The organism is Methanobrevibacter sp. (assembly GCF_017432245.1).
Taxonomy (GTDB): Archaea; Methanobacteriota; Methanobacteria; order Methanobacteriales; family Methanobacteriaceae; genus Methanobrevibacter.
The window spans coordinates 1-22,111 of record NZ_JAFRJO010000023.1 but is presented as its reverse complement, the minus strand read 5'-3'; the positions used below and the strand labels follow the sequence as shown (position 1 = coordinate 22,111).

Below are 22,111 nucleotides of genomic sequence, written 5' to 3'. Positions count from 1 at the left end.
TTTAGCAAAAAAAGGAAATTATGACATAGTTTCAGGTGCATTTTTAAGATTCAACGATGATAAAACATGGATGGAAATAATTTCAAAATACATTTATGAAGACCTCCATGAAACTATGGAAAACATTCAGCTGAAAGACTATCCAAATCTGACATGGGATATGCTTATATGGAATAAGTTGTATAAAAGGGAACTTCTAGAAAAAAACAAGATTCAATTTCCTTTGGGACTAAGATTCCAAGACAATTTATTTTCAATGGAGGTCATTTCAAAAGCTTCTAGCATTGCTTTAATACCGGATTACGTATATTTCTGGAGAGTGAGAAATATAGGAGAATCTGAAACACAGCAATACAATATAAAGAGAATGCACGATTTGATTAAAGTCTTTGGATTAGTAAATGAATTCATCAAAGAAAACATACACGATAAGAACGTATTGGCTACAAAATACCTCAAATGGCTAGTATATGATATTCCAGGATACATAAGAATAATACCATCATACCCTAAGGAAAATCATGAATTTTTGCTGGAAAGCATATATGACATTTATGAATCAATCCCAAAGGAATACACCAAGGACTTAAATACTCATTTTACCTTATTGTATGAAATGCTAGAAAATAAGGACTGGGAAAGTCTATTGCTATATGGATCTAATGATTACAAAAATAATCCTGTTTTACCGGATGGGCTTGAAGAAGAGTATGTGAAAAAAATTGACTTCAAAAAAGATGCTTTAGATGAATGCTTAGACATTTATACAAGAAAAGTGTCTAAAGATGGAAACCACATTAATTTCAAGATAGGGTATTTAATGCCATACATTTCAAATGATGAAAATCATGAAATCCATGTTAAAGTTGTCAGCCCAGATTCTGAATATGAATTGGACTCCAAATATATTAAAGGAGATGAATTTTCAATAGATGTTGATTCCTTAGGCTTTGGAGAAAGCACCCTGATGATGACATACAAGGCTGATGGAATTGAGAAGGAATACTATTTGAAAACATCAGAAAGGGAATCCTATTGCTATGATGATTTTGATGTTGAGATTGCACGTGGTAATGCAAGTGACTTAAGACTCATAAAACGCCATAAAGGAAAATCAGACTATACTATTAAAGAAGTTGATTTCGAGGATGGAGATTTTATAGAGCTGAAAGGAATATCAAGCAACACTATAGAAAATATTTCAATCAAGGATTATTTAGACTTTGTTGAATTCAAATATCCTATAAAATATGAAAGAATTAATGATGCAGAGCATCAATTTGTCGTTAAAATCCCATATAATGACCTTTTAAAAGTTCCTGTTAAAAAATGGGATTTTTATCTTGATGGGGAATTTAATAAAATCCATTTAGAGGAAGATTTGGAATTTATCAATGAAAAATACAGAATATTTCTAAAGAATTATGGAAATAGAATTGTTTTGGAATTATACAGATATAATCCAATCGAAACCATTGAAAAATTAGAAAGTGAAAAAATCAGATTATCTAATGAAAAGCAAGGATTAATTAAAGAAAAAGAACAATTGAAGCAAGATATTAATAAAATTTCAAAAGAAAAAGAAGAATTAACAAATAAAAAACAAATAATCGTTAAAGAAAGAGATGAACATGAAGAAAAAAATAGGATATTGGAAGAGAAAGTAAAAGAATTTAAAAACAGAAAAGATGTTAGAGCAGTAGACTTCATTAAAAAAATACTGCATAAATAATTAAAAAAAATTATAATATGAAAATTCAATTAAAAAAATGCAAAAAATATAAAATTTATAATAGGTAATTAATTTTACCTATTAATTAAAATTATTTACTTAAAAAGCTTTTTTTCTTATTTGCATTATACTCAATAACTGCCTGTAAAAACTCTGCGTCTTCACTTATAGCTATTGCAGGAACGTCCTTGTCGAGACAATGACTTTCCCAGTATGGATGGTCTCTGTAAATGAAAGTGTGTGAAGGGTTCACTCTAGGATCTAAAATGAAAAGTTCCCTTAATTCCTCATAATTGATTCCTTCCTTTTCTGCAATTTCAAAGAATTGGCTGCAAAATGAAACTTTAGTTGCAAGCCATGAATTTCCCATATACTTTACAACTTCGGCGGTTTTTGAATCAGTTATATTGAATTTATGTCTTGCATCATATACATTTTGAAGAATCTGAACAACTTTTACACAATCTTCCTTTTCTCCAGCCAGTATGGTAAAATCAAATTTAAAATTATTGTTATGTTGAGTTGATCCATAAAATTCCGGAGAAAATATAACAGTTTGATTGGTTTCTTCTTTAATCAGTTCAGTTGTTCCTGGAAGAATTGTGCTTTTAATTACGAATATGCCATCTTTTTTCATTTTATCCTTATTTTCATTGATTGCATTGATGACTTCACTGTAATCACAAGGAGTTTCATCATCAATAAATGGAGTATTCACACAAACAAAGGCTAAATCATATCCTTCTTCCAATGAATGTTGGGAAATTCTATTGACATTTGGATTATATTTATCAAGAATGTCTGGAGACAAGGATTCTATTTCTTTTTCCAAATTCCTTCCAACGACTCCATAACCAATAATCAATACATTATGCATTTTTTTCTGCTCCTTAATTTTAATAATTATTCGATGATGAAATTTTAATGATTATTTAATATAAACTTTACTAAATTAAATATTAATTCATATGAAATGATTATGTAAAAATAATAAAAAAAGAAAAGATTAAATAAGAACTAAAAAAGCTCTTATCAATCCTATTTAGCTCCAATGACCTTATTGATATAAGGCACTCTATCCAATAAAGCCATTACAATCCATGAAATTCCTAAGGAACCGACAAACAATAATAGAACCAACATCTTATAATGAACATGATGCAATACAAGTGCTAAAACCAGGTTCATGAATATTTGTTGAGTCAAGTAGATTCCATAACTGTATTTTGCCAATGAGAATACTGATTTTCTAAATATTCCATCAGGATTGCTGAAGAAGCCTATGTTAATGTTTAGCTGGGAAATATTCTTAAATGTTAAGAATATACCTATTACCTCAATAGCTAAAAATATGGAATATCTTTCAAATTGATAGATTGTGGAAGTGTCAGATAATAAATAGGATCCGAATACGCAAGAGAATGCACCAACAATAAGTATGGCTAATGAAACCCAAATGTTATTCAATAGCTTGCGTTGTGTGTGTCTTAAGTAATATCCTAATACCACCATACCAATCGGCCCTGAGAAGTAAGACAATTTAATTGGGAACGGTGTGAATAAGGTAAAGTCAAATATGCATGTAATCAACCAAAAGACTAAAAAGTATTCCGCTTCCTTCAAGTCAGCATGGAGAAGCCACTTATTGAATATTGGCATGATTAAATAAGTACCTAAAATCATCCAGAAGAACCAATATGGACGGAATCCTACATTCTCAGCCATATAGGATTTGCAAAGGTAGTCCAAGAATGATGGAATGTCAAATGTTTTGATTGTGTATAATTTAATTGAATGCAAAGCATCTGGATAATAGAATGATATCACTACAAGCAAAAGACTTAAAGTGAAACCCCAGAATAGGAATGGAGCCACGATTCTAGGAATTCTTTTGCCTAAAAATGTTTTAATATCCCAAACACGACCTAATGACAATGCCCCGGATAACATTAAAAACAGATCAACACCACACCTAAAGCAAGTAGCTAAAACATCAGTCATGACCCAATTAAATGAAGGGATGACTGCATAATCTGGATATATAATATAACCTGCTTTGGATACAATATGATATAAAATTACAGATATGATTGCCAATGCTCTTAAGCAATCAAAATAAAATATGCGTTTCTTTTTCTTCTTTTCAACGCCAACTACTTCACTCATAAAAATCAAAACCTCTCAATCTTAATTTTTTTATTTTCATTAATATATAATTAACTGAAAAATATTATTAATCCCTTTATTGGCGATTTTAATATATTTATAAATAATAGTATAAACATAAATTGAATTATAATAAAATAGTATGTTCTTAAATTTATTCTTGAATTTATTAACAAAAAATTGAAAACAAATTTGAAATAATATGTTCTTAAATTTATTCTTGAATTTATTAACAAAAAATTGCAAACAAATTTGAAATAATATGTTCTTAAATTTATTCTTGAATTTAATAAGTGAAAATTGCAAACAAATTTGATTAAAGGGAGATAGAATGGTTCCAAAAGTCATGATAATTCTTGGAAGTGCATCTGATAAGGATGTGGCACTTAAATCCATTAAAATTTTAGAAAAGCTTCAGATTCCATACAGCCTTAAAGTTGCATCTGCACATAGAACCCATGATAAGGTTAAAAAACTTGTTATGGATGCAACAAAAGAAGGTGTGGAAGTGTTTATAGGAATAGCTGGACTTGCAGCACACTTGCCTGGTGCAATAGCTGCATATACACATAGGCCTGTTATCGGCGTTCCCGTTGAAGGTGCAGTCGGAGGCCTTGATGCATTGTATGCATGTGTGCAAATGCCTTTCCCTACAGCTGTAATAACCGTTGGAATAAATAGGGCAGACAACGCAGCAATAATGGCAGGTGAAATCATAGCAAGCTATGATGAAAAGATTGCCCAAAACATTTCCGACTTGCGCGAGGAGTATCAAAGAAAAGTTGAAGCTGGAGAGGAAGACCTGATTGATAGCATTGAAGGGGAATACTTCCAAAAAGACTTCCTTGCTGATGAAAAGTATGAAAAGATTGAATTTGAAGAGCTTGATGACACTCCAGATGTAATGATTCTTGCTGGAAGCTATTCAGATATGGAAATAGCTAAGGATGTTGCAATATTGCTTGAAAGAATGAAGATTGAATATAAGCTTGATTACATATCTCCAATAAGACATGCAAAAGACTTTGAGTCATACATGAGCAAAAGGAACAATGCAAAGATATTCATTGCTATCAGCGGCTTGTCAGCACTGGTGGCAGGCAGTATTGTTGCATTAACTGAAAAACCTGTTATTGGAGTTCCTTGCTCCAAAAAACTAGATGGGCAAGATGCATTGCTCACAATGGCAAACATGCCTCCAGGAGTGCCTGTAGGAACTGTTGGAATCGATAATGGAAGAAATGCCGCAATAGTTGCAAGTGAAATCCTTGCAATATCCAATAAGGACATTGAAAAGAACTTAAAATGGATCAAGTATAAAAATGCTGATTTATAGTTAAAAAACATGCCTATGCCTTTTATTGAAATTTATAAAATTTATTAAATTATTGAAATTATTAATAATTGAAATAATTGAATTGTGATGAATTGTTGAATATTATTGAAAATACGTGAATAATATGGCGCCTAATAAAATCAAAGCTGCAACATTAAAAATCAAGGATAGAATGATGAATTCCTTGATTTACAATGCTTATTACCATTCAAAAGTGAATGATAAAATAGTTTATCTTGAATCAAGGGATGGGAACGATTTCACAGGAAACGTACTACGTATAGCAGAGGAGCTTTCAACAGGAAAATATGGCGACTACAAGATATATGTTTTTGCAAGAAAGGAAGTGCATCCTAAAATCAAGGCACTTGAAAAAACGTATAATCTTAAAATTCATAAGCTAATTGCAAAAGAGGCTCTTGCAACAAGAATCCTTGAAAAGGCCAAATACATTATTCACGATTCAGGCATAAGGCCAAAATATGTAAAGCGTCCAGAACAGATAGTTCTAAACACTTGGCATGGGACTCCACTGAAATTCATGGGAGTGGACAACACTGCTGAGGAACACAGAATAGGAAATGTGCAGCATCCATTCCTATCTGCAAACTATCTATTGTATCCCAATGACTATATGCGTGAAAAGATGTTGAGTGCATATATGATGGAAAAGATATATCCTGGAAAGATATTGATGGAAGGATACCCAAGAAACAGCGTATTCTTTGATGATGAAAGACGGGAAAACTTGAAGATGGAGTTAAATCTTCAAGGAAAGGAAATCTTTGTCTATATGCCAACCTTCAAAGGCATTCTAACGGATAGAAAAGACAAAGAGCAGAAAGAGAAAATAGAAAAATTCCTTGAAGACATTGACGAGAGATTGAATGACAATCAATTGCTGCTTGTGAAATTGCATGTTTATAATCGCTCAAAATTAAACTTTGATAAATTCAATCATGTTAAGCCAATTAAAGAGGGTTATGAAACCTATGATGTGCTTAATATGGCTGATGTCCTAATTACTGATTATTCAAGTGTCTTCTTTGATTTTGCAAATACAAGACGCAAAATCGTTCTTTTCAATTATGATGAAGAGGACTACATGGCTTATCGCGGAACATATTTCCCACTTAAAGACTTGCCATTTCCAAAAGTGCAGACAACTGATGATTTGCTTAAAGAGCTGAACTCTCCAAAAGACTATGATGACAGTGCATTTATAGAGAAATATTGCACCTATGATAATCCAGATGCAGCTAAAAACATCTGCAAACATATATTCAATGAAGAAAAGGTCTGTAGAGAAGAAAAAATAGAAAATCCAAATCCAAATATTTTGATTTGGGGTGGAGACCTAAAGAACAATGGAATCACATCTTCCCTAATCAGCCTTCTATCAAATGTAGATAGAGAAAAATATAACTTTTATATATCTTATCGACAATGGGAAAAGGATATTGTGGAAAATCATGAGGAAACATTCAAGAGAATTCCTGAAAATGTGGAATTGATGCCTTTAAGATCCAGAATAAACCCTACAATAATCGAAACAATAAGGCTCATGAGATTCATTAGAGCCAAGAAAAACAAGAAATTCCCAAAGTCTTTAGAAAAGCTATTCAAGCGAGAGCTTAATAGGACCTACCCAGGATTCCCATTTGATGGAATGATAAACTTCGTAGGCTATGGAATTGATGAACAGATATTATTTGCACAAAGCGGTGAAAAAAGCAGTGTCTGGGTTCATAATGATATGGTACAGGAAATCAAGACCAGACAGAACCAAAACATTAACACATTAAGGGAAGTGTATAATGCTTATGATAATGTAGTGGTGGTTTCTCCAGATTTGATTGAACCTACAAGCCAAATAAGTGGAAGAAAGGACAATATAAAAATTGTCCATAATATCAACAACTATGAAAAAATCAAGGAAAATGGTGAAAAGGAATTACAGATAGACAAAAATACAGAAATAGTCACCGATAATCCTAATGGAATTTCTGGAGTCTTAAGGGAACCAGGAAAGAAGATAATAACCATTGGCCGTTACTCTCCTGAAAAAGGGCATGACCGCTTGATGATTGCTTTTGATGAGATATGTGATGAGTATCCAGATACTCAATTGATTATAATTGGAGGGCATGGAGAATTATATGACCAAACCAAAAAACTGAGAAGTGAATTGAAATATGGAAAAAACGTTACTCTAATCAAATGGATTTCCAATCCTATGCCTATATTGAAAAAATGCGACTTGTTCGTGCTATCCTCATATTATGAAGGATGGCCTATGGTTTTGATGGAGGCAGACACTTTCAATATTCCTGTACTTGTGACAGACATTCAAGGCACCCAATGGATGAAAGACTATGGAGGAAGAATTGTTGAAAACTCACAGGAAGGAATACTGAAAGGACTATTCGAGTTTATGGAAGGAAATTCCAGTTGCTTGAACATCAATTATGAAGAGTACAATGAAAAAGCAGTGCAAGAATTTTATGATATAATAAATTAATTGAAAAATACTATGATGAATTTTACCCTATAACTATTAATAATGTGAAGTGAGATTATGGCAAACGACATGAAAATTATTCAAATTGATAAGGCTGTGGAAACTGAATATGAAGCAGCTAAAATACTGAGACAATACCCTAAGGATACTGTAATACTAAATAATGTAGTTGGATATGATATGCCAATAGTATCCGGAATATGCAATACAAGAGAAAAGATAGCTGATTCCCTCGGTTGTCAAGTTGATGAGATACTTTATAAGATAATTGATGGAATGAACAATCCAACTCCTATTAGCAAATTCATTGATTTGGCAGATGAATACGATAGCAAAAGAGTGGATTTAGGTAAAATACCTATCCTTACACACTATAAGCGTGATGGTGGAGCATACATAACCGCTGGTGTCGTGTTTGCTCGAGATCCTGAAACAGGCATTCAAAACGCTTCAATCCATAGGATGTTGGTTCTTGAAAAGAACAAGTTAGCCATTCGTATCGTGCCAAGAAACCTTTACACCTACTTCCAAAAAGCAAAAGACTTGGGAAAGGACTTAGACATCTCAATAGCTATTGGTATGGAGCCATCCATTCTTCTTGCATGCACAACCTCAATCCCAATAGATGCTGATGAAATGGAAGTTGCAAACAGATTCAAGAACGGTGAATTGGAATTGGTTGAATGTAAAAACGGCATAAATGTTCCAGAGGCAGACATCATCTTTGAAGGTAAGATATTGATAGATGAAACCGCTCCTGAAGGTCCATTTGTAGATTTGACAGACACTTACGATTATGTAAGGGAAGAACCTGTTATCAAGCTAAGCAAAATGTACATCAAAAAGGAAAACCCAATGTATCATGCTATCCTTCCAGCAGGTTTTGAACATAAATTGCTACAGGGCATGCCTCAAGAGCCAAGAATCTTCAATGCAGTGAAAAACACTGTCCCTACTGTACAGAATGTCGTTTTAACAGAAGGAGGCTGCTGCTGGTTACATGCTGCAGTATCCGTCAAAAAGCAAACTGAAGGAGATGGAAAAAACATCATTATGGCTGCACTTGCTGCACATCCATCATTAAAGCATGTTGTTGTAGTGGATGAGGATGTTAACATATTCGACCCACAGGACATTGAATATGCAATAGCTACACGTCTAAAAGGTGATGATGACATAATCATTGTACCTAAGGCAAGAGGTTCTTCCTTAGATCCTAAAGCTTCTGAAATCGATGGAACAACCACTAAAGTTGGTGTAGATGCAACCAAATCAATCTTAGAGCCTGAAAAATTCGAAAGAGTGAGCTTTAGTGAATAAATAGGATAGATAAAATCTAAATGAATGATAGTGATGAAAAATCTATACAGATGGTGGTTTAATGTATAAGGTAGGAGTTATTGGCGCTGGAAGTTTAGGAACAGCATTGGCCCAAACTGTAGCTGAAAATGTGGATGTTGTATACCTGCATTTGAGAAGAGAGGAATTGGCTAAATCAATTAATGAAACCAGATTTAATGATGAATATTATCCTAATACCCAATTGAAGGAGAATATCATTGCAACTACTGACTTGAATGACTTGGAGGAATGTGAAATAATCTTCCTATCAATTCCATCCTCTGCTTTCAGAACAACTCTTGAAAGCATGAAATCCATTGTAAATGAAGATACAATACTTGTAACTACTGCAAAAGGTATTGAGTACCCTTCCTTAAAGACTATGGGGAACTTGATTGAGGAATATTATGATGACAGCTTTGTAGCATTATCCGGTCCAAACTTTGCATCTGAAATAATGTTGAACCTTCCAACCGTGTCAAACATTTCTTCAAGAAATATGGAAAATTCCAAAAAAGTCAAGAAAGTATTGACTACCAAGCAATTTAAAGTGAAAATATTAGACGATGTCATTGGGCTTGAAATATGCGGTGTAATTAAAAACATCAATGCAATAGCTAATGGAATCTGTGAAGGAATGGATATAAATGAAAATGCCAGATACGGTGTATTGACCAAAGGATTCAATGACACAATAAAGATCATAAAAAGCATTGGCGGTGAAGAGTCAACAGTAACCGAATACTGTGGATTTGGAGATTTGGTACTCACTTCAACCTCCCTTGAAAGCAGAAACCACACACTTGGTATGCTATATGGTCAAAGAATAATTGTTGATGAAAAGGCAAGCGGTATTGTCTTTGAAGGAAAAAACTCAATTAGGGCCATAAAAGACATTTGTGAAAGAAATGATATTGAAAGCGTGATTGTAGACTTTGTATATGATGTTATCATAAATAGGGTTCCTCCTCAATTGGCATTCAGGACTCTGTGGAAAAACATTGAAAAATAATTAAAATCAGTTAAAAATAGAATTGCTTAAAAAATAAAAATTGCTTAAAAATTTAAATTAATTGAAAATCTCATGAGAAAAAAACAAAATGGATGATAAAATGATTGGTGTAATGTTAGCAGCAGGAATGGGCACAAGATTAATGCCTCTAACTAAAGATATTCCAAAGGCTTTACTAAAGATTAATGAAACTACCTTGCTTGAAAGGATGATTAAAAACTGCATAAATGCAGACATAAGCAAATTCATAGTTTTGGTAGGATACAACAAGGACAAGGTCATAGACTTATGTCCTGAATTGGCTGAGAAGTATGATATAGAAATCAAAACCATTGCAAACGAGAAATACGATGTAACAAACACTTCTGTATCAACCTATCTTGCAAGCAAATACATTGAGGAAAATGACTTGGATGATTTTATTTTAGTGAATGGTGACAATGTTGTAGATCCTGAAATCATTTCAAGACTTGCAGAAACCAAGAACACCGGAATGATCATCGATAACTTCAAGGAGCTTAATGAAGAATCATTCAAGTTAATCATAGATGATGAATCCTTCAATGAAGACAAGACAATAGCTAACGGCAAAATCAATTCAATTGGAAAAGGATTGGATATCCCATCATCAACTGGAGAATTCATTGGAGTCTCTAAAGTGGTAAGTGATGATGTCGCTGAATTCAATAGGATTTTGGAAGGATTGATTGAAGAGGACCCTCAAAACTATTATGACTTTGCATACAAGGAATTGAGCAATATAAAAACAATCGACTTTGTCTTGACCAATGGTCTCAAATGGACTGAAATCGATGACCATAACGATTGGGAAACTGCTCATAAGCTTATAGAGGAACTTGAAGGATAATAAATTTATAAGGGATAATATGAAGGGAAAAATCAAGAATATAATGTCAAAAACCGTTAAGGCAGTTTATAATTTATCCAGCCATATTATTCCTGCAAACAAGAAAATCATTCTTTTTGAATCAAGCAATGGACGAAATTATACTGGAAGCCCAAAATACATCTATGAAGAGATTCTAAATCAAGGCCTTGAAAATGAATTCAAATGTGTCTGGTCACTTACAAATACAAATACAGAAATCCCTGGAAATGCTATAAAAGTCAAAAGGTCATTTCCTAAATTCCTATATTACACCCTTAGAAGCGGAACTTGGATTTATGATACAAGACACCTATATTACCTTAAAAAGAATAAGAAAACAAAATACATCCAAACATGGCATGGAACTCCACTTAAGAAATTGGCCTTGGATATGGATTTCCTAAATACTGACGGCAATGATGACATCAATGAGTATCATGAGGATTTCAGAAAAAACAGTGCATTTTGGGATTATCTAATTTCACAAAACAAATTTTCCTCTGAAATATTCAAAAGGGCATTTGACTTTAAAGGGGAAATGCTTGAAATAGGATACCCTCGCTGTGACATTTTAATAAACAAAAACAACAGCGAAGAAATTGATGAAATAAAGAACCGACTCAATATCCCTAAAGACAAAAAAATCATTCTTTATGCCCCTACATGGAGAGAAAACAAATTCTATAACAAAAGTGCATTCAAGTTTGATACTGAAATGGACTTTGATGAAATGCACAATCAGCTAAGGGATGATTATATCCTAATAGTCAAGTTCCATTATTTAGTCAAGGAAAACATTGACTGGAGCAAATACGGAGACTTCATAATTGAATGTGATGCAGATTGGGATATTCAAGAGCTTTACTTGATATCTGACATTATGATAACAGACTATTCCTCTGTCATGTTCGATTACTCCATACTCAAAAGGCCTATGATATTCTTCACCTTTGACCTGGATGACTATAAAAACAATTTAAGAGACTTTTACTTTGATATGATGGAAGAAGTGCCAGGGCCTATATGCAAGACAAATGAGGAAATGATCTCCTACATTAAAAATTTCAATAGGGAGGATTATGATAAGGAGTATGGTGAAAAGTACAAGCGCTTCAATGAAAAATTCAATCAATTCGATGATGGGAATGCATCTAAAAAAGTTATAGAATTGATTAAAAATGAGTTAAAAAATTGATGAAGAATATATGAGTTAAAAAATTGATTAAAAATCAATGAGTTAAAAAATTGATGAAGAATATATGAGTTATAAAATTGATTAAAAATCAATGAAAAAAATTTCTTATTTTAAAACAAAATTCAACTTATGGCCACAATTTGCGCAATGGCCATTATCTATTCTATTTTTATCACTATTGCAATATCTTTCCCTTGCAATCAAAAGCTCGCCGCAATTTGGGCAATAGCTATTATTATCAGCAGGCATATTTCCCAAGTAAACGTATTCAATTCCCATATCAATAGCTATTTCCTTAGCTCTCAAAAGATAATCTATTTTTGTTGGAATCTTATCGCTCATCTTATGCATTGGGAAAAACCTTGAAAAGTGAATGGGAACCTCTTCTCCCAATTCCTCCAACACGAAATTGCAAATTGATCTTATATGACTCTCATCTGTGTTTAAATCATTTATCAAAAGAGTGGTTATTTCCAAATGAGACTTACTTTGATAAATGCTTTTCAAATTGTTAAGAACTATATCCAATTTCCCTCCACAGATTTCCCTGTATAACTTATCATCGAAGAACTTCAAGTCAATGTTGAATGCATCAATAAACTTTAGTGTTTCATCCAATGATTCCTCACTCATATAGCCATTGGAAACATAGACATTCTTAAGATTTTCCCTATGTGAAATCAAAGAAGTTTCACGGGCGAAGTCAAAGTATAACGTAGGTTCATTATAGGTCCAAGAAATCGATAGGCAATTATCATTAATAGCATTTTTAACGATGGTTTCTGGTAGTATTTGAGTTGAGTTGAATTCATTATAAGAATTCATTGAAAGCATATAGTTCTGACAGTTCAAACATGAGAAATTACACCCAAAACCACCTATTGAGTATGTTGAAGAGCCAGGCAAGAAGTGATACAAAGGCTTCTTTTCAATAGGGTCTGTATGGCATGATGCAATTCTTTGATAGTTAATTGAAAACAATTTGCCATCTATGTTTTTTTGAGTCTTGCAGAATCCTAAACCTTCATTAGCTATTTTACACATCCTCCCGCATAGATTGCATTGTACTTGTTTAGGAGCTGATGAATCATCTTCATATAATTTAGTGTAAAAGTTGGATTCCTTCATCATAAAAACACCTGATAAAAATGAGTTTATTGTTGCTTATTTGAGATGTAGATAACCTCTTGAACTTATTTTTTCAATTTGACCATTTGAGAGTACTATTTCAACTGTATCGTCACCAGTGATTTCACCTATTACATAATAATTCATTTCTGTTGACAATTGATCCCTTAGTTCTTCGTTTATTGTAAACAGGAATTCAAAATCCTCTCCAATATGCATGAACAAATCAAGGTAACTTAAACCTAATATATTAGCTATTTCCTTGAATTCATTCTCTACAGGAAGCTTAACCTCATAGATCCTTATCCCTTTAGTATAGGAATTGGAATTGTTGTCATGACAATACTTTTTATCTGAATTCAAAATTTCATAAAATTCGCTTGCAAGGCCATCTGTAATGTCTGTTGCAGAAACTCTATTGCTTTCTATATTGCAGTCTCTTAAGATATGACCTTCTTCATATTTTGCCTCTGGCTTTAATGCCTTTAAAAGAGCCAAATCAATGATTGTTGGATCTATTTGATTGATTTTGTATATCTTTTCCTGATAGAGATCCGGATCTTTTTCCTTAAGGTCCAATAATTCAAATCCAAGTGCAGCATATCCCAATTCTCCACTTATGCAAACCAAGTCCCCTTTTTCAAAGCCATATTTCATCAATGCCTTATCCTTATAAACCTGACCAATGGCTGTTCCTGAAATTATTATCTCATTTGCCTCGTTGGTATCACCGCCTATGAGGGGAATACTGTAATTGTCACAGGCACTGATGACTCCACATATCAAATCGTCAAAGTCATCCAATAAGGTATCCTTTGGAATAGCTATGTTCAATAGGAATCCAATGTTATCTGCACCCATGCTGGCAAGGTCGCTTACATTGACTACAACTGACTTGTACCCCATTTGAAAATAAGTCATGCCTTTTGGGAAGTGGCTTGATTGAATCAGCATGTCTGTTGAAGTGACTAAATAGCTATTGTCATCTATGTCAATGCTTGTAAGTGCAGAATCGTCTCCGATTGATGTTGCAAAATTGGAAAGGTCCATATCATAGTCAAATCCGTAAATGGAGCATGTTTTGGATTTTTCTATGATTCTTTCAATAAGTCCTTTCTCACCAATTTCAGAGACTTTTATTTGGCTTGTTTTCATATGAAGATATTTGATTTTTTTAATATAAAAAATGTTTTAAAAAAAGTTAAATAAAAATTAGAATATTAAGCTCTTGAATTGCTTTTTCATGCAAATGCATAAATCGTCTCCTTCAAAGATGCCGAAATTATCGATAATTTCATAATCCAGTTTCCTATATAGATTGATTGCTGCCTCGTTGTCTTTGCCTGTTTCGATAACAGCGTACTTGAAATTCTCTTCCATAGCCAATTTCTCAAGCTGCTTTATAAGCTTATATGCAATTCCTTTTCTTCTGTATCTCTTTTTGACATAGACCCTTCTGATTTCAATTGTGTCCTTGTCAATCAATCTGAAGCTTGCACATGCAATCGGCTTTCCCCAATTCAAGGCAAGTATTACAATATGGGGATCTGTCAATGCATTGTGATCATTATATCTTTCAACTACATCCCCAAGCTTGAAGAAGTATTCATTGTCCAGCTGCCTTGTAAGCTCAATGAACCTTTCATCCTTCTCATTAGTAATGACTGATTCCATATTATCACTTCATCATTTCTTTAGTTCTGTAGTGTTTCCTACCTTGGCAAGCTCATGCTCCCAAACTCCAGGATTTTCACTTACAAAGCTTTCAAATAGCTCCTTGCATCTTGAATCATTTAGAACAATAATCTCTACATCGTTATCTTTCAAGAGACTTTCAGCTCCCATCAAGGTTGTGTTGTCACCTATTACCACTTTTGGAATATTATATAAGAGTACAGCCCCAGAACACATTGGACAAGGTGAAAGGGTTGTGTAAAGGGTGCATTTTCTATAATCATCATAATCAAGGCCCTTTGCATTTTCAATTGCATCCATTTCACCATGAAGAATTACTGAATTGTTTTGAATAAGTCTGTTATGGCCTCTGGATATTATTTCATTATCCTTTACAAGGACTGCACCAATAGGTATTCCACCTTCAGACAATGATATTTCGGCCTCTTTGATTGCTTCATCCATAAATTTCTTGTGCATAAGATACCTCTAAAGCAGTTTTTAAAAAAAATGAAAATCATCTATTATTATGTTTAAAAAAAGAAGGATAATAATTTTACTAAAGTGTTTTAAAAAAAAGAAAAAAAGAAGAAGATTAAAGAATCTATCTATAGAGCATCTTTAACCATGTCTTCAAGGATTTCAATTAGGATGTCATCATCACAGATTGGGTCTGGGTATAATATTTCCCCTTCGAATTCCATTTTCACATCATCATGGCCATGATGATGGTGATGATGTCCATGAGAATGACTATGGCCGTGATCATGGTCATGAGTGTGTTCATGGTCGTGATCATGATGATGGTGATGGTGATGGCCAGTTCCATCATCTTCAATGAATCCTAAAATTGTTGGAATGTCCCTTGTAGTGTGAGCTCCAGGAGCGATGAACACTGGAACCACTACCAATCTGTCAACTTCATTCTCGCTTGTGAGCTTGTTGATTGAAGTAGGAATGTTAGGATCTACAAGTTCCATGAATCCAAAGTCACATGGATAATCAGTTTGTTCTTCAAATTGTCCGAACAAGTCTGTAATGAATTCCTTGCTGTAATTCAATCTGCTTCCATGTACAACCAATAAGACTCCTGTCTTTGCATCTTCATCAAGTTCGGATTCTTCAAGTGCTGCAGATATCTTATTGTTTATAATATCCAATAGTTTAGGATTAGGGCCAATTGGACCTAATAAGTCTAATTCTCCATCAAAGTCAACTTCTTCAAGACCAACAAGATAATGGCCTTCAGGATAGTTTCCATCTGGCTGTCTTGGATCTACTTCCTTAGGTTCAAGACCAAGTATGATAGGAATGTCAATGTTAGTGTGAATTCCAGCAGCTAAAAATACTGGAGTGGCTATAATGCGTTTTAAATTAGGATTGCGTTCTTTCAATATTTCAATTGCCTGTGGCAAGTTTGGCTTTGCAACTTTCATATATCCTACTTCAGCGTCAAATTCTGTCTTTGCCTTAAATTTTGCACATATCTTTTTAAAAACTTCCTCTGCATAGGGAAGAGTACTTCCATGACTTAATAATAAAACGGCAGTATCTTCATAACTCATAATAATCACATATAAATATAATCAGTTTTTTTCAATATTTTATGATTAGAAATATTAATTTAATATTCATAAAAATTGAAAATTCCTTGTGAATTTTATTTAAATTAGTTTATACTATAAAATATTGCTTTATAATTAATAAACTTTCTTAATAATTATTCAAATAAAGTATAAATTAATTTAAAAGTAATAAAATTTTAATAAAAATATCATAAAAAGTATTACTAAATGTTTATAAAAAATAAAATAGCAAAAATGCTATTTTAAATATTTTATTTTACAATTTTAAACTTGAATCCGTATGAAATAACACCATCAGGGCCATCTTCACGAATTTTTCTAAAGACCATTTCTACAGGGTCTCCGATTTGAATATCATCAACATCTGCGTCAACGATTTGTGCAGTTACTTTTGCACCTTCTTCAAGTTCAATGATAGCTACAGCATAAGGAGCTATTTTCTTGAAGTCAGAAGTTGGAGTTCTAATTACAGAATAAGTAAATATTTTTCCTTTTCCTGAAAATTGAATATCTTCAATGTTTCCTTTTCTTCTACAATCAGGACATATTACTCTTTGTGGGAAAAACACTTGACCACAAGTAGTACATTTGGATCCAACAAGGTTATATCTTTGTTGGATATGACGCCAGGTTCTTACAGTATCAGACATTAAATTCCTCCTAATATAATAAGCATGATAAAAATGATTAAAATTTCATTAATTTGTTTTTAGTTTTTAAATATTTATTAATTTTTTAGTTAATAAATATTATCTTACTTATAACATTATTTTATTTATAATTCATCTATAATAAAGTTTTAAGTTTAATTATTAGTCTTTACCAAAATAAGTTTCAATAAAATCATTGAATTATAACAAAAGTAAAAAATTATAATGAAAAAAGTAATTTACACTCTTTTTATTAAATTATAATCATTTAAAAATATTAAAATTAAAATTGAGAAACATATAAATATTATTTTGAATAATAAAGCAATTAATGAAGAAAAATAATAAAAACAACGAAGATACAAATGATAAAAAGTTTGAAAACAATTCCGTGAGAAAAAACTTTTATGAAGATGAAATGGGAAATTTTTCAATCATGATAGCCAGCTTGATTCTAATCGGCTTTTTACTATTGTCAATAATCCTCTTGAATACTGCAATTAGTCATGAAAAGGAAAATGAAGAAATCATTTCATCCGATAATTACCAATATATACTAGATGATTACATAAGAAACATTCCACTTATTGAAGATGAAACATTGGAAGAATTGAGTGAAGAGGTTATAAAGAACAAAAGGCCCTGTTTAGATTCCAAAAGCGATTTGAAGGAAATTATCGATGAAAAACTAATGGTAAAAAACCAGGAATATTATGATAACTACAATATTCAAATCAATTCATCCTTGATATCTATTGAAAACACTTCAAATCCATTCTCCTACAAATTCAAGACATATGTTTATAGTGTGAAAGGAGATTATTCATTTGAAAGAATAATATCATCTGATGTGGATTGCATTAACTTAAAAGATCCTGTTCCTCTTCTTTATTTAAAAAGCTATTCGAGCCTTTCCTATAATGACAGCTCATACAATTATGGTACTTCCTTATCTGAATTCTTAAGGGATAATGGTGTTGAAAACTACTCCTTTTATACTAATGCCAACTCTCCACTGGTTATAAGGAAATGTCCATATGACCCATACAAGCACCATGGAGATGACAATGGAAAAATCATGAAAAACTGCAGGGACAATGGATATTATCATGAAAGCAGAGATGGGGCATGTTACCTATGCAGACTTGAAGGAAAAAGCGGATGTGAGCATTACGGTTTTGAAACCTTTATAAATCCTCAAAAGACGAATGAAACTGGTCGTGTGTCAGCATGCGGATCAGATCATGTTATATTCAGCGATGACATCTATCCGGGAGTTGAAGTCATTTACAACAGTGAAAATGGCCTAAATGAGATTCTCTATCTTGACCCTCATGGCCATAAGGTCAAGTATGGAATGAGTGACTATTAGGAGTTTGAATGATGAAAAATGATATAATCAAAGACCAATGGGGCCTATTATACTCTAGCGAACTGCTCCTGTCAATAATATTGCTTATTTTCATAATTGGAGTGGTAGCCAATTTAAGTGATGGGCTAAATGAAAAGATGTTAAGTGAAGAGGAATTCTCATCTATTGAAGCTATTGCCATTGAATCATCTGATTATCTTTTGAATAATCCAGGAAATCCTGAAAATTGGGAAGATGATGATGGATTGAATAATGGAATTGTATCAAAAAACATCATTCCAGGACTTGCAATAAAGAATAAAAATATTGAAAATGGTGAATTCTATAGTGAAAGTGCAAGTGATGAAATGATAATGTCAAATGCAATTTCCTATAAAAAGCTGATTAAGATAAAAAACAATTACAATTCACTTGTTGATGGGAATCTGTTTAATGATAGTGTTTATAGTTCAATGGCTATTTATCCTTTAAACAGCAAAATAAGACCTATTATAATGGGTTATGATTTTGATAATGAAGATGATAATGTCAATGATAATAACATTGTAACCGTGAATAGAACTGTGAAATGTGATTTCTATTCAAATTTTGTAGTGTATAATTTCAATGACTTCGACCTATTTGGAGAAAACTATGAAGATGAGCTTTGCAATCATGACAGCAATCCAAATCTGACAAATCATGGAAATGATGAAAAATCAATTTGGTTATGTAAAAACTTTAAAGTTTATAAGGAATCATTGAATGATTACAATTACTATCTGATAAGTGATGAATCTATAAAAAACAGTGACACTTACTGGATTATAGAAAGTTTAAATAGAACAAGTGAAAATAAGGAAATCTTGAATCAAGAAGTCATAGACTTAAATCCGTTCCTTATGGAGGATATGGAAAATTCATCTGGTGAAATATATTCTATACATTTTAATGTTCCAAAAAATAGTGTTAATGACTTTAAAACAGTTTTAGTAGCCATTCCAAAGAACATGACTGATGTTTTAATATCAAATGATGAGTTTAATTACGATTACTTTAGAGTGCAAGATGTGAATTTCATATTAAAAATAGGATACAAATAGTAAATAATAAAAAAATAGTAAAAAAAGAAAAAGATTTTTTACTCCAAGTTAGAGGAAAAAAATTTTGGTCCAGGTTTTGCATTGCCGAAGGCAATGGAAAAGCTGGGCTATAAAACACTGTACAAATTCTCTTCCAAAAGATCAGTATCAATTTGCAAGCTAATGATATTGGTTCTTCCTTTAGCCCTACCTTTTGATACGGTATTAGTGGAAATGATACCTAACATCTCCAATTCATTTACAAAGTCAAAGATTCTCCTATAGGTAACAGCATCTCCTTTTGAAATCTCCTTATACGCCTCAAAGAGTTTGCCTGAAGTGATTTCCTCTCCTTCTTGAGTCAATCTTAAGATAGCTGCAAGGACCCTTTGCTGTTGGGTAGGCAATGTAACAATAACATCCTTTACCTTATTGTACTCAATGACATCCTTAGCTTCACGTACATATTGACCTAAAACCATTTCAGATCCCTTGTCTATTGCAATGTCTCCTGCACTTTCCAATAAGTCAAGCGCATATCTTGCATCCCCTTCCTCTTTTGCAGCCATAGCTGAACATAATGGGATTACACTGTCTTCAAGAGTGTTTTCATAAAATGCAAGTTTTGATCTTTCCTCTAAAATGTCAGCCAATTGCTCTGCATCATAAGGTGGGAATACTATCTCCTTATCCATTAGACTGCTTGCAACTCTAGGCTTAATGAATTGCTTGAAATTAAGGTAATTACTGATTGACAAGATTGCAATGTTATCTGTTCTGGTAAGGGTATACAATAATCCGTCACCATCCTTTTCAAGAAGAATGTCAACTTCGTCTAAAATGACAATCAAAATACGGTTTCTTCCAAATACATTTCTTTTTAAGACATCTCTAAATGCATTTACAATTTCACCTTTAGTCCAGCCACGATTTGGAACTTCCCTTCCTAGCTTTTGACATAAATAAGTAAGCACTTGATACTCAGTATTGAAATCAGTGCATCTTACATATTCCACTGAAAGGGTAACTGGCTTGTCACGAGCTGCTTCTATCAATTGCTCCCTTGCAAACTTTGCAGCAGCTGTCTTACCGGTTCCTGTCTTTCCATAAATAGTAATGTTTGATGGAGTAGTGCCTTTCAATGCCTCTACCCAATATCTTGCAATGGCTGTAATCTGTTCTTTCCTATGTGGCAAGTTATCAGGTAAGAAACGATGATCCAAAGGTTTCTTATCCTTGAAAATATTATCATCCATAGGCAAGTATTCGTCAAGCCCTTCGAAAATGTTGTCACTCATATAATCATCTCATAAATAATGTGTTTTTTTAAAGTCTGAAATGCAGAACTTAAATATTAACCCTTTTTAATAAAAATTAAACATAAGATCTAAAATTGAATTTGTAATTTTAGAAAAATTAAGTTAAAAATATTAAAAAATAGAAATTTTTCATTTTCAACAGTAAAATTTCAACTGTATTACTATTGTTTATCAGACTATATATTTAAACTTTTTTATTATTTCAAAATCAGGGAACATTCTCAAAAAATAAAACAATGGAAAAACTTTAATAATATTAGCTAAATTTCAAGTGTAATAAAGAATTTAAAATGGTTGAAAATGAGTTTTACAGTTGAAATGATAGTCTATTTCTAAATAAAGTAAAATTTAGGTTTTGATTATAATAATTTAATAGATTTGTGATAATTTTTTAAAATCAAATGAATTTCATAATCTGTTTTCAATATTTCAGCTTAATCATTATTGAATAATGATTTAAGATGACAGGAATGGATAAAAAGTTAAATATTTGTAAAAAATGGTTAAAAAAAGACAGAGAGTAGTGTTTCAAGTGAAAGGAAAATTGGTCAAAAACGAAAATGAAGGGATGTGTTTCAAGTGTAAATTTTTTTAGTCAAAAAATCAAAAATTTTTATATGGGCTTTAAATCATGATTGAAGGTTTTTAATGAAGAATTTTTTAAAAAAAGACAGAGAGTTATTTTTCAAGTGAATACAATTGAAATAGACCCGTCGATTCTTTCAAGACCCTCGAAATCGTTTCACTAGAAACACACCTCTCACTCTCTAAAAATCATGAAAAAATTAAAGATTAAAACATGAGAATATAAGCAAAAATTGGTGAAATTATCATTGAAAAATTAATTAAACAATTAAATTAATAAAATTAAAAAATCAAATTTTAACAAATAAACAAAATAATAATAAAATAATAATAATATATATAAAAAAAAAGAAAAAATAAGAAAAAATTGAAAAATTAAAATAATATTAATAAATGTATTTTAAAAAACAATGAATAACATAATCTATAAATCAGGAAGATTGTTGTTTTGAATGGATCCGTATGTTTTACCAAGAATCCAAATGCATTGAAGCTTTCCTTTAAAGACTTTCTTGATTGTTTTTATAAGAACATGTTTTGTAAG

18 protein-coding genes are annotated in these 22,111 nt (G+C 32.1%); 9 read left to right on the top strand and 9 right to left on the bottom strand.

The features are described from left to right. On the top strand, positions 1-1,732 hold a 1,732-nt coding region (locus IJI80_RS02040), incomplete at its 5' end, for a hypothetical protein (protein WP_292787171.1). 91 nt (positions 1,733-1,823) lie between these two features. On the opposite strand, the gene IJI80_RS02035 is transcribed toward IJI80_RS02040, so the two are convergent. Further along, positions 1,824-2,609 (bottom strand): hypothetical protein, encoded by a 786-nt coding sequence (locus IJI80_RS02035; RefSeq protein WP_292787168.1) that lies wholly within the window; start codon positions 2,607-2,609, stop codon positions 1,824-1,826. 161 nt (positions 2,610-2,770) lie between these two features. Further along, on the bottom strand, positions 2,771-3,898 hold the full coding sequence (locus tag IJI80_RS02030) for an acyltransferase family protein (protein ID WP_292787165.1): 1,128 nt from the start codon (positions 3,896-3,898) through the stop codon (positions 2,771-2,773). Positions 3,899-4,229: 331 nt separating this feature from the next. Between IJI80_RS02030 and purE the strand changes: the two genes are divergently transcribed. From purE to IJI80_RS02000, 6 genes are all read left to right on the top strand, one after another. Continuing rightward, the gene (gene purE / locus IJI80_RS02025; protein ID WP_292787162.1) at positions 4,230-5,234 is read left to right on the top strand and encodes a 5-(carboxyamino)imidazole ribonucleotide mutase; all 1,005 of its coding nucleotides are present in this window, start codon (positions 4,230-4,232) and stop codon (positions 5,232-5,234) included. Positions 5,235-5,358: 124 nt separating this feature from the next. Beyond that, a complete protein-coding gene (locus tag IJI80_RS02020) occupies positions 5,359-7,755 on the top strand; it encodes a glycosyltransferase (RefSeq protein WP_292787160.1) in 2,397 nt (798 codons plus the stop codon). A 57-nt stretch (positions 7,756-7,812) separates the two neighbouring features. Beyond that, entirely contained in the window at positions 7,813-9,075 is a 1,263-nt protein-coding gene (locus IJI80_RS02015) for a UbiD family decarboxylase (protein WP_292787157.1), read from the top strand. Positions 9,076-9,136: 61 nt separating this feature from the next. Then, a complete protein-coding gene (locus IJI80_RS02010; RefSeq protein WP_292787155.1) occupies positions 9,137-10,108 on the top strand; it encodes an NAD(P)H-dependent glycerol-3-phosphate dehydrogenase in 972 nt (323 codons plus the stop codon). A gap of 100 nt (positions 10,109-10,208) precedes the next feature. Next, on the top strand, positions 10,209-10,976 hold the full coding sequence (locus IJI80_RS02005; RefSeq protein WP_292787153.1) for a phosphocholine cytidylyltransferase family protein: 768 nt from the start codon (positions 10,209-10,211) through the stop codon (positions 10,974-10,976). Positions 10,977-10,995: 19 nt separating this feature from the next. Next, positions 10,996-12,192: a CDP-glycerol glycerophosphotransferase family protein gene (locus tag IJI80_RS02000; RefSeq protein WP_292787151.1), complete on the top strand. Its 1,197-nt coding sequence runs from the start codon at positions 10,996-10,998 to the stop codon at positions 12,190-12,192. A gap of 105 nt (positions 12,193-12,297) precedes the next feature. On the opposite strand, the gene amrS is transcribed toward IJI80_RS02000, so the two are convergent. The 6 genes from amrS to IJI80_RS01970 all read right to left on the bottom strand — a co-directional run bounded on the left by amrS (position 12,298) and on the right by IJI80_RS01970 (position 17,230). After that, positions 12,298-13,323, bottom strand: a complete 1,026-nt coding sequence (amrS, locus tag IJI80_RS01995) for an AmmeMemoRadiSam system radical SAM enzyme (protein ID WP_292787149.1) — start codon at positions 13,321-13,323, stop codon at positions 12,298-12,300. Positions 13,324-13,356: 33 nt separating this feature from the next. Beyond that, a complete protein-coding gene (gene thiL, locus IJI80_RS01990; RefSeq protein ID WP_292787147.1) occupies positions 13,357-14,475 on the bottom strand; it encodes a thiamine-phosphate kinase in 1,119 nt (372 codons plus the stop codon). A gap of 57 nt (positions 14,476-14,532) precedes the next feature. Next, on the bottom strand, positions 14,533-14,994 hold the full coding sequence (locus IJI80_RS01985) for a GNAT family N-acetyltransferase (protein ID WP_292787144.1): 462 nt from the start codon (positions 14,992-14,994) through the stop codon (positions 14,533-14,535). Between the two features lie 12 nt (positions 14,995-15,006). Further along, positions 15,007-15,474, bottom strand: coding sequence for a nucleoside deaminase (locus tag IJI80_RS01980; protein WP_292787141.1), 468 nt, complete (start codon positions 15,472-15,474; stop codon positions 15,007-15,009). Positions 15,475-15,602: 128 nt separating this feature from the next. Beyond that, positions 15,603-16,559 carry a sirohydrochlorin nickelochelatase gene (gene cfbA, locus IJI80_RS01975; protein ID WP_292787139.1) on the bottom strand — a complete coding sequence of 319 codons (957 nt, stop codon included), beginning with the start codon at positions 16,557-16,559 and terminating at the stop codon, positions 15,603-15,605. Between the two features lie 272 nt (positions 16,560-16,831). After that, positions 16,832-17,230, bottom strand: a complete 399-nt coding sequence (locus IJI80_RS01970; protein WP_292776890.1) for a Zn-ribbon domain-containing OB-fold protein — start codon at positions 17,228-17,230, stop codon at positions 16,832-16,834. Positions 17,231-17,561: 331 nt separating this feature from the next. On the opposite strand from IJI80_RS01970, the gene IJI80_RS01965 reads away from it, so the two are divergent. Together IJI80_RS01965 and IJI80_RS01960 are read left to right on the top strand one after the other, a co-directional pair. After that, complete coding sequence (locus IJI80_RS01965; RefSeq protein ID WP_292787136.1) at positions 17,562-18,602, top strand: hypothetical protein; 1,041 nt, start codon at positions 17,562-17,564, stop codon at positions 18,600-18,602. An 8-nt stretch (positions 18,603-18,610) separates the two neighbouring features. Continuing rightward, the gene (locus IJI80_RS01960; protein WP_292787134.1) at positions 18,611-19,684 is read left to right on the top strand and encodes a hypothetical protein; all 1,074 of its coding nucleotides are present in this window, start codon (positions 18,611-18,613) and stop codon (positions 19,682-19,684) included. Between the two features lie 107 nt (positions 19,685-19,791). Here IJI80_RS01960 and IJI80_RS01955 read toward each other — a convergent pair whose 3' ends face one another. Continuing rightward, positions 19,792-20,961: an orc1/cdc6 family replication initiation protein gene (locus IJI80_RS01955; RefSeq protein WP_292787131.1), complete on the bottom strand. Its 1,170-nt coding sequence runs from the start codon at positions 20,959-20,961 to the stop codon at positions 19,792-19,794. Positions 20,962-22,111 lie beyond the last annotated feature (1,150 nt).

Bases quoted from the DNA above. Each gene is read 5' to 3' on its own strand.
- IJI80_RS02035 (WP_292787168.1), bottom strand. From the start codon at position 2,609: ATGCATAATGTATTGATTATTGGTTATGGAGTCGTTGGAAGGAATTTG.
- IJI80_RS02030 (WP_292787165.1), bottom strand. From the start codon at position 3,898: ATGAGTGAAGTAGTTGGCGTTGAAAAGAAGAAAAAGAAACGCATATTT.
- purE (WP_292787162.1), top strand. From the start codon at position 4,230: ATGGTTCCAAAAGTCATGATAATTCTTGGAAGTGCATCTGATAAGGAT.
- IJI80_RS02020 (WP_292787160.1), top strand. From the start codon at position 5,359: ATGGCGCCTAATAAAATCAAAGCTGCAACATTAAAAATCAAGGATAGA.
- IJI80_RS02015 (WP_292787157.1), top strand. From the start codon at position 7,813: ATGGCAAACGACATGAAAATTATTCAAATTGATAAGGCTGTGGAAACT.
- IJI80_RS02010 (WP_292787155.1), top strand. From the start codon at position 9,137: ATGTATAAGGTAGGAGTTATTGGCGCTGGAAGTTTAGGAACAGCATTG.
- IJI80_RS02005 (WP_292787153.1), top strand. From the start codon at position 10,209: ATGATTGGTGTAATGTTAGCAGCAGGAATGGGCACAAGATTAATGCCT.
- IJI80_RS02000 (WP_292787151.1), top strand. From the start codon at position 10,996: ATGAAGGGAAAAATCAAGAATATAATGTCAAAAACCGTTAAGGCAGTT.
- amrS (WP_292787149.1), bottom strand. From the start codon at position 13,323: ATGATGAAGGAATCCAACTTTTACACTAAATTATATGAAGATGATTCA.
- thiL (WP_292787147.1), bottom strand. From the start codon at position 14,475: ATGAAAACAAGCCAAATAAAAGTCTCTGAAATTGGTGAGAAAGGACTT.
- IJI80_RS01985 (WP_292787144.1), bottom strand. From the start codon at position 14,994: ATGGAATCAGTCATTACTAATGAGAAGGATGAAAGGTTCATTGAGCTT.
- IJI80_RS01980 (WP_292787141.1), bottom strand. From the start codon at position 15,474: ATGCACAAGAAATTTATGGATGAAGCAATCAAAGAGGCCGAAATATCA.
- cfbA (WP_292787139.1), bottom strand. From the start codon at position 16,559: ATGAGTTATGAAGATACTGCCGTTTTATTATTAAGTCATGGAAGTACT.
- IJI80_RS01970 (WP_292776890.1), bottom strand. From the start codon at position 17,230: ATGTCTGATACTGTAAGAACCTGGCGTCATATCCAACAAAGATATAAC.
- IJI80_RS01965 (WP_292787136.1), top strand. From the start codon at position 17,562: ATGAAGAAAAATAATAAAAACAACGAAGATACAAATGATAAAAAGTTT.
- IJI80_RS01960 (WP_292787134.1), top strand. From the start codon at position 18,611: ATGATGAAAAATGATATAATCAAAGACCAATGGGGCCTATTATACTCT.
- IJI80_RS01955 (WP_292787131.1), bottom strand. From the start codon at position 20,961: ATGAGTGACAACATTTTCGAAGGGCTTGACGAATACTTGCCTATGGAT.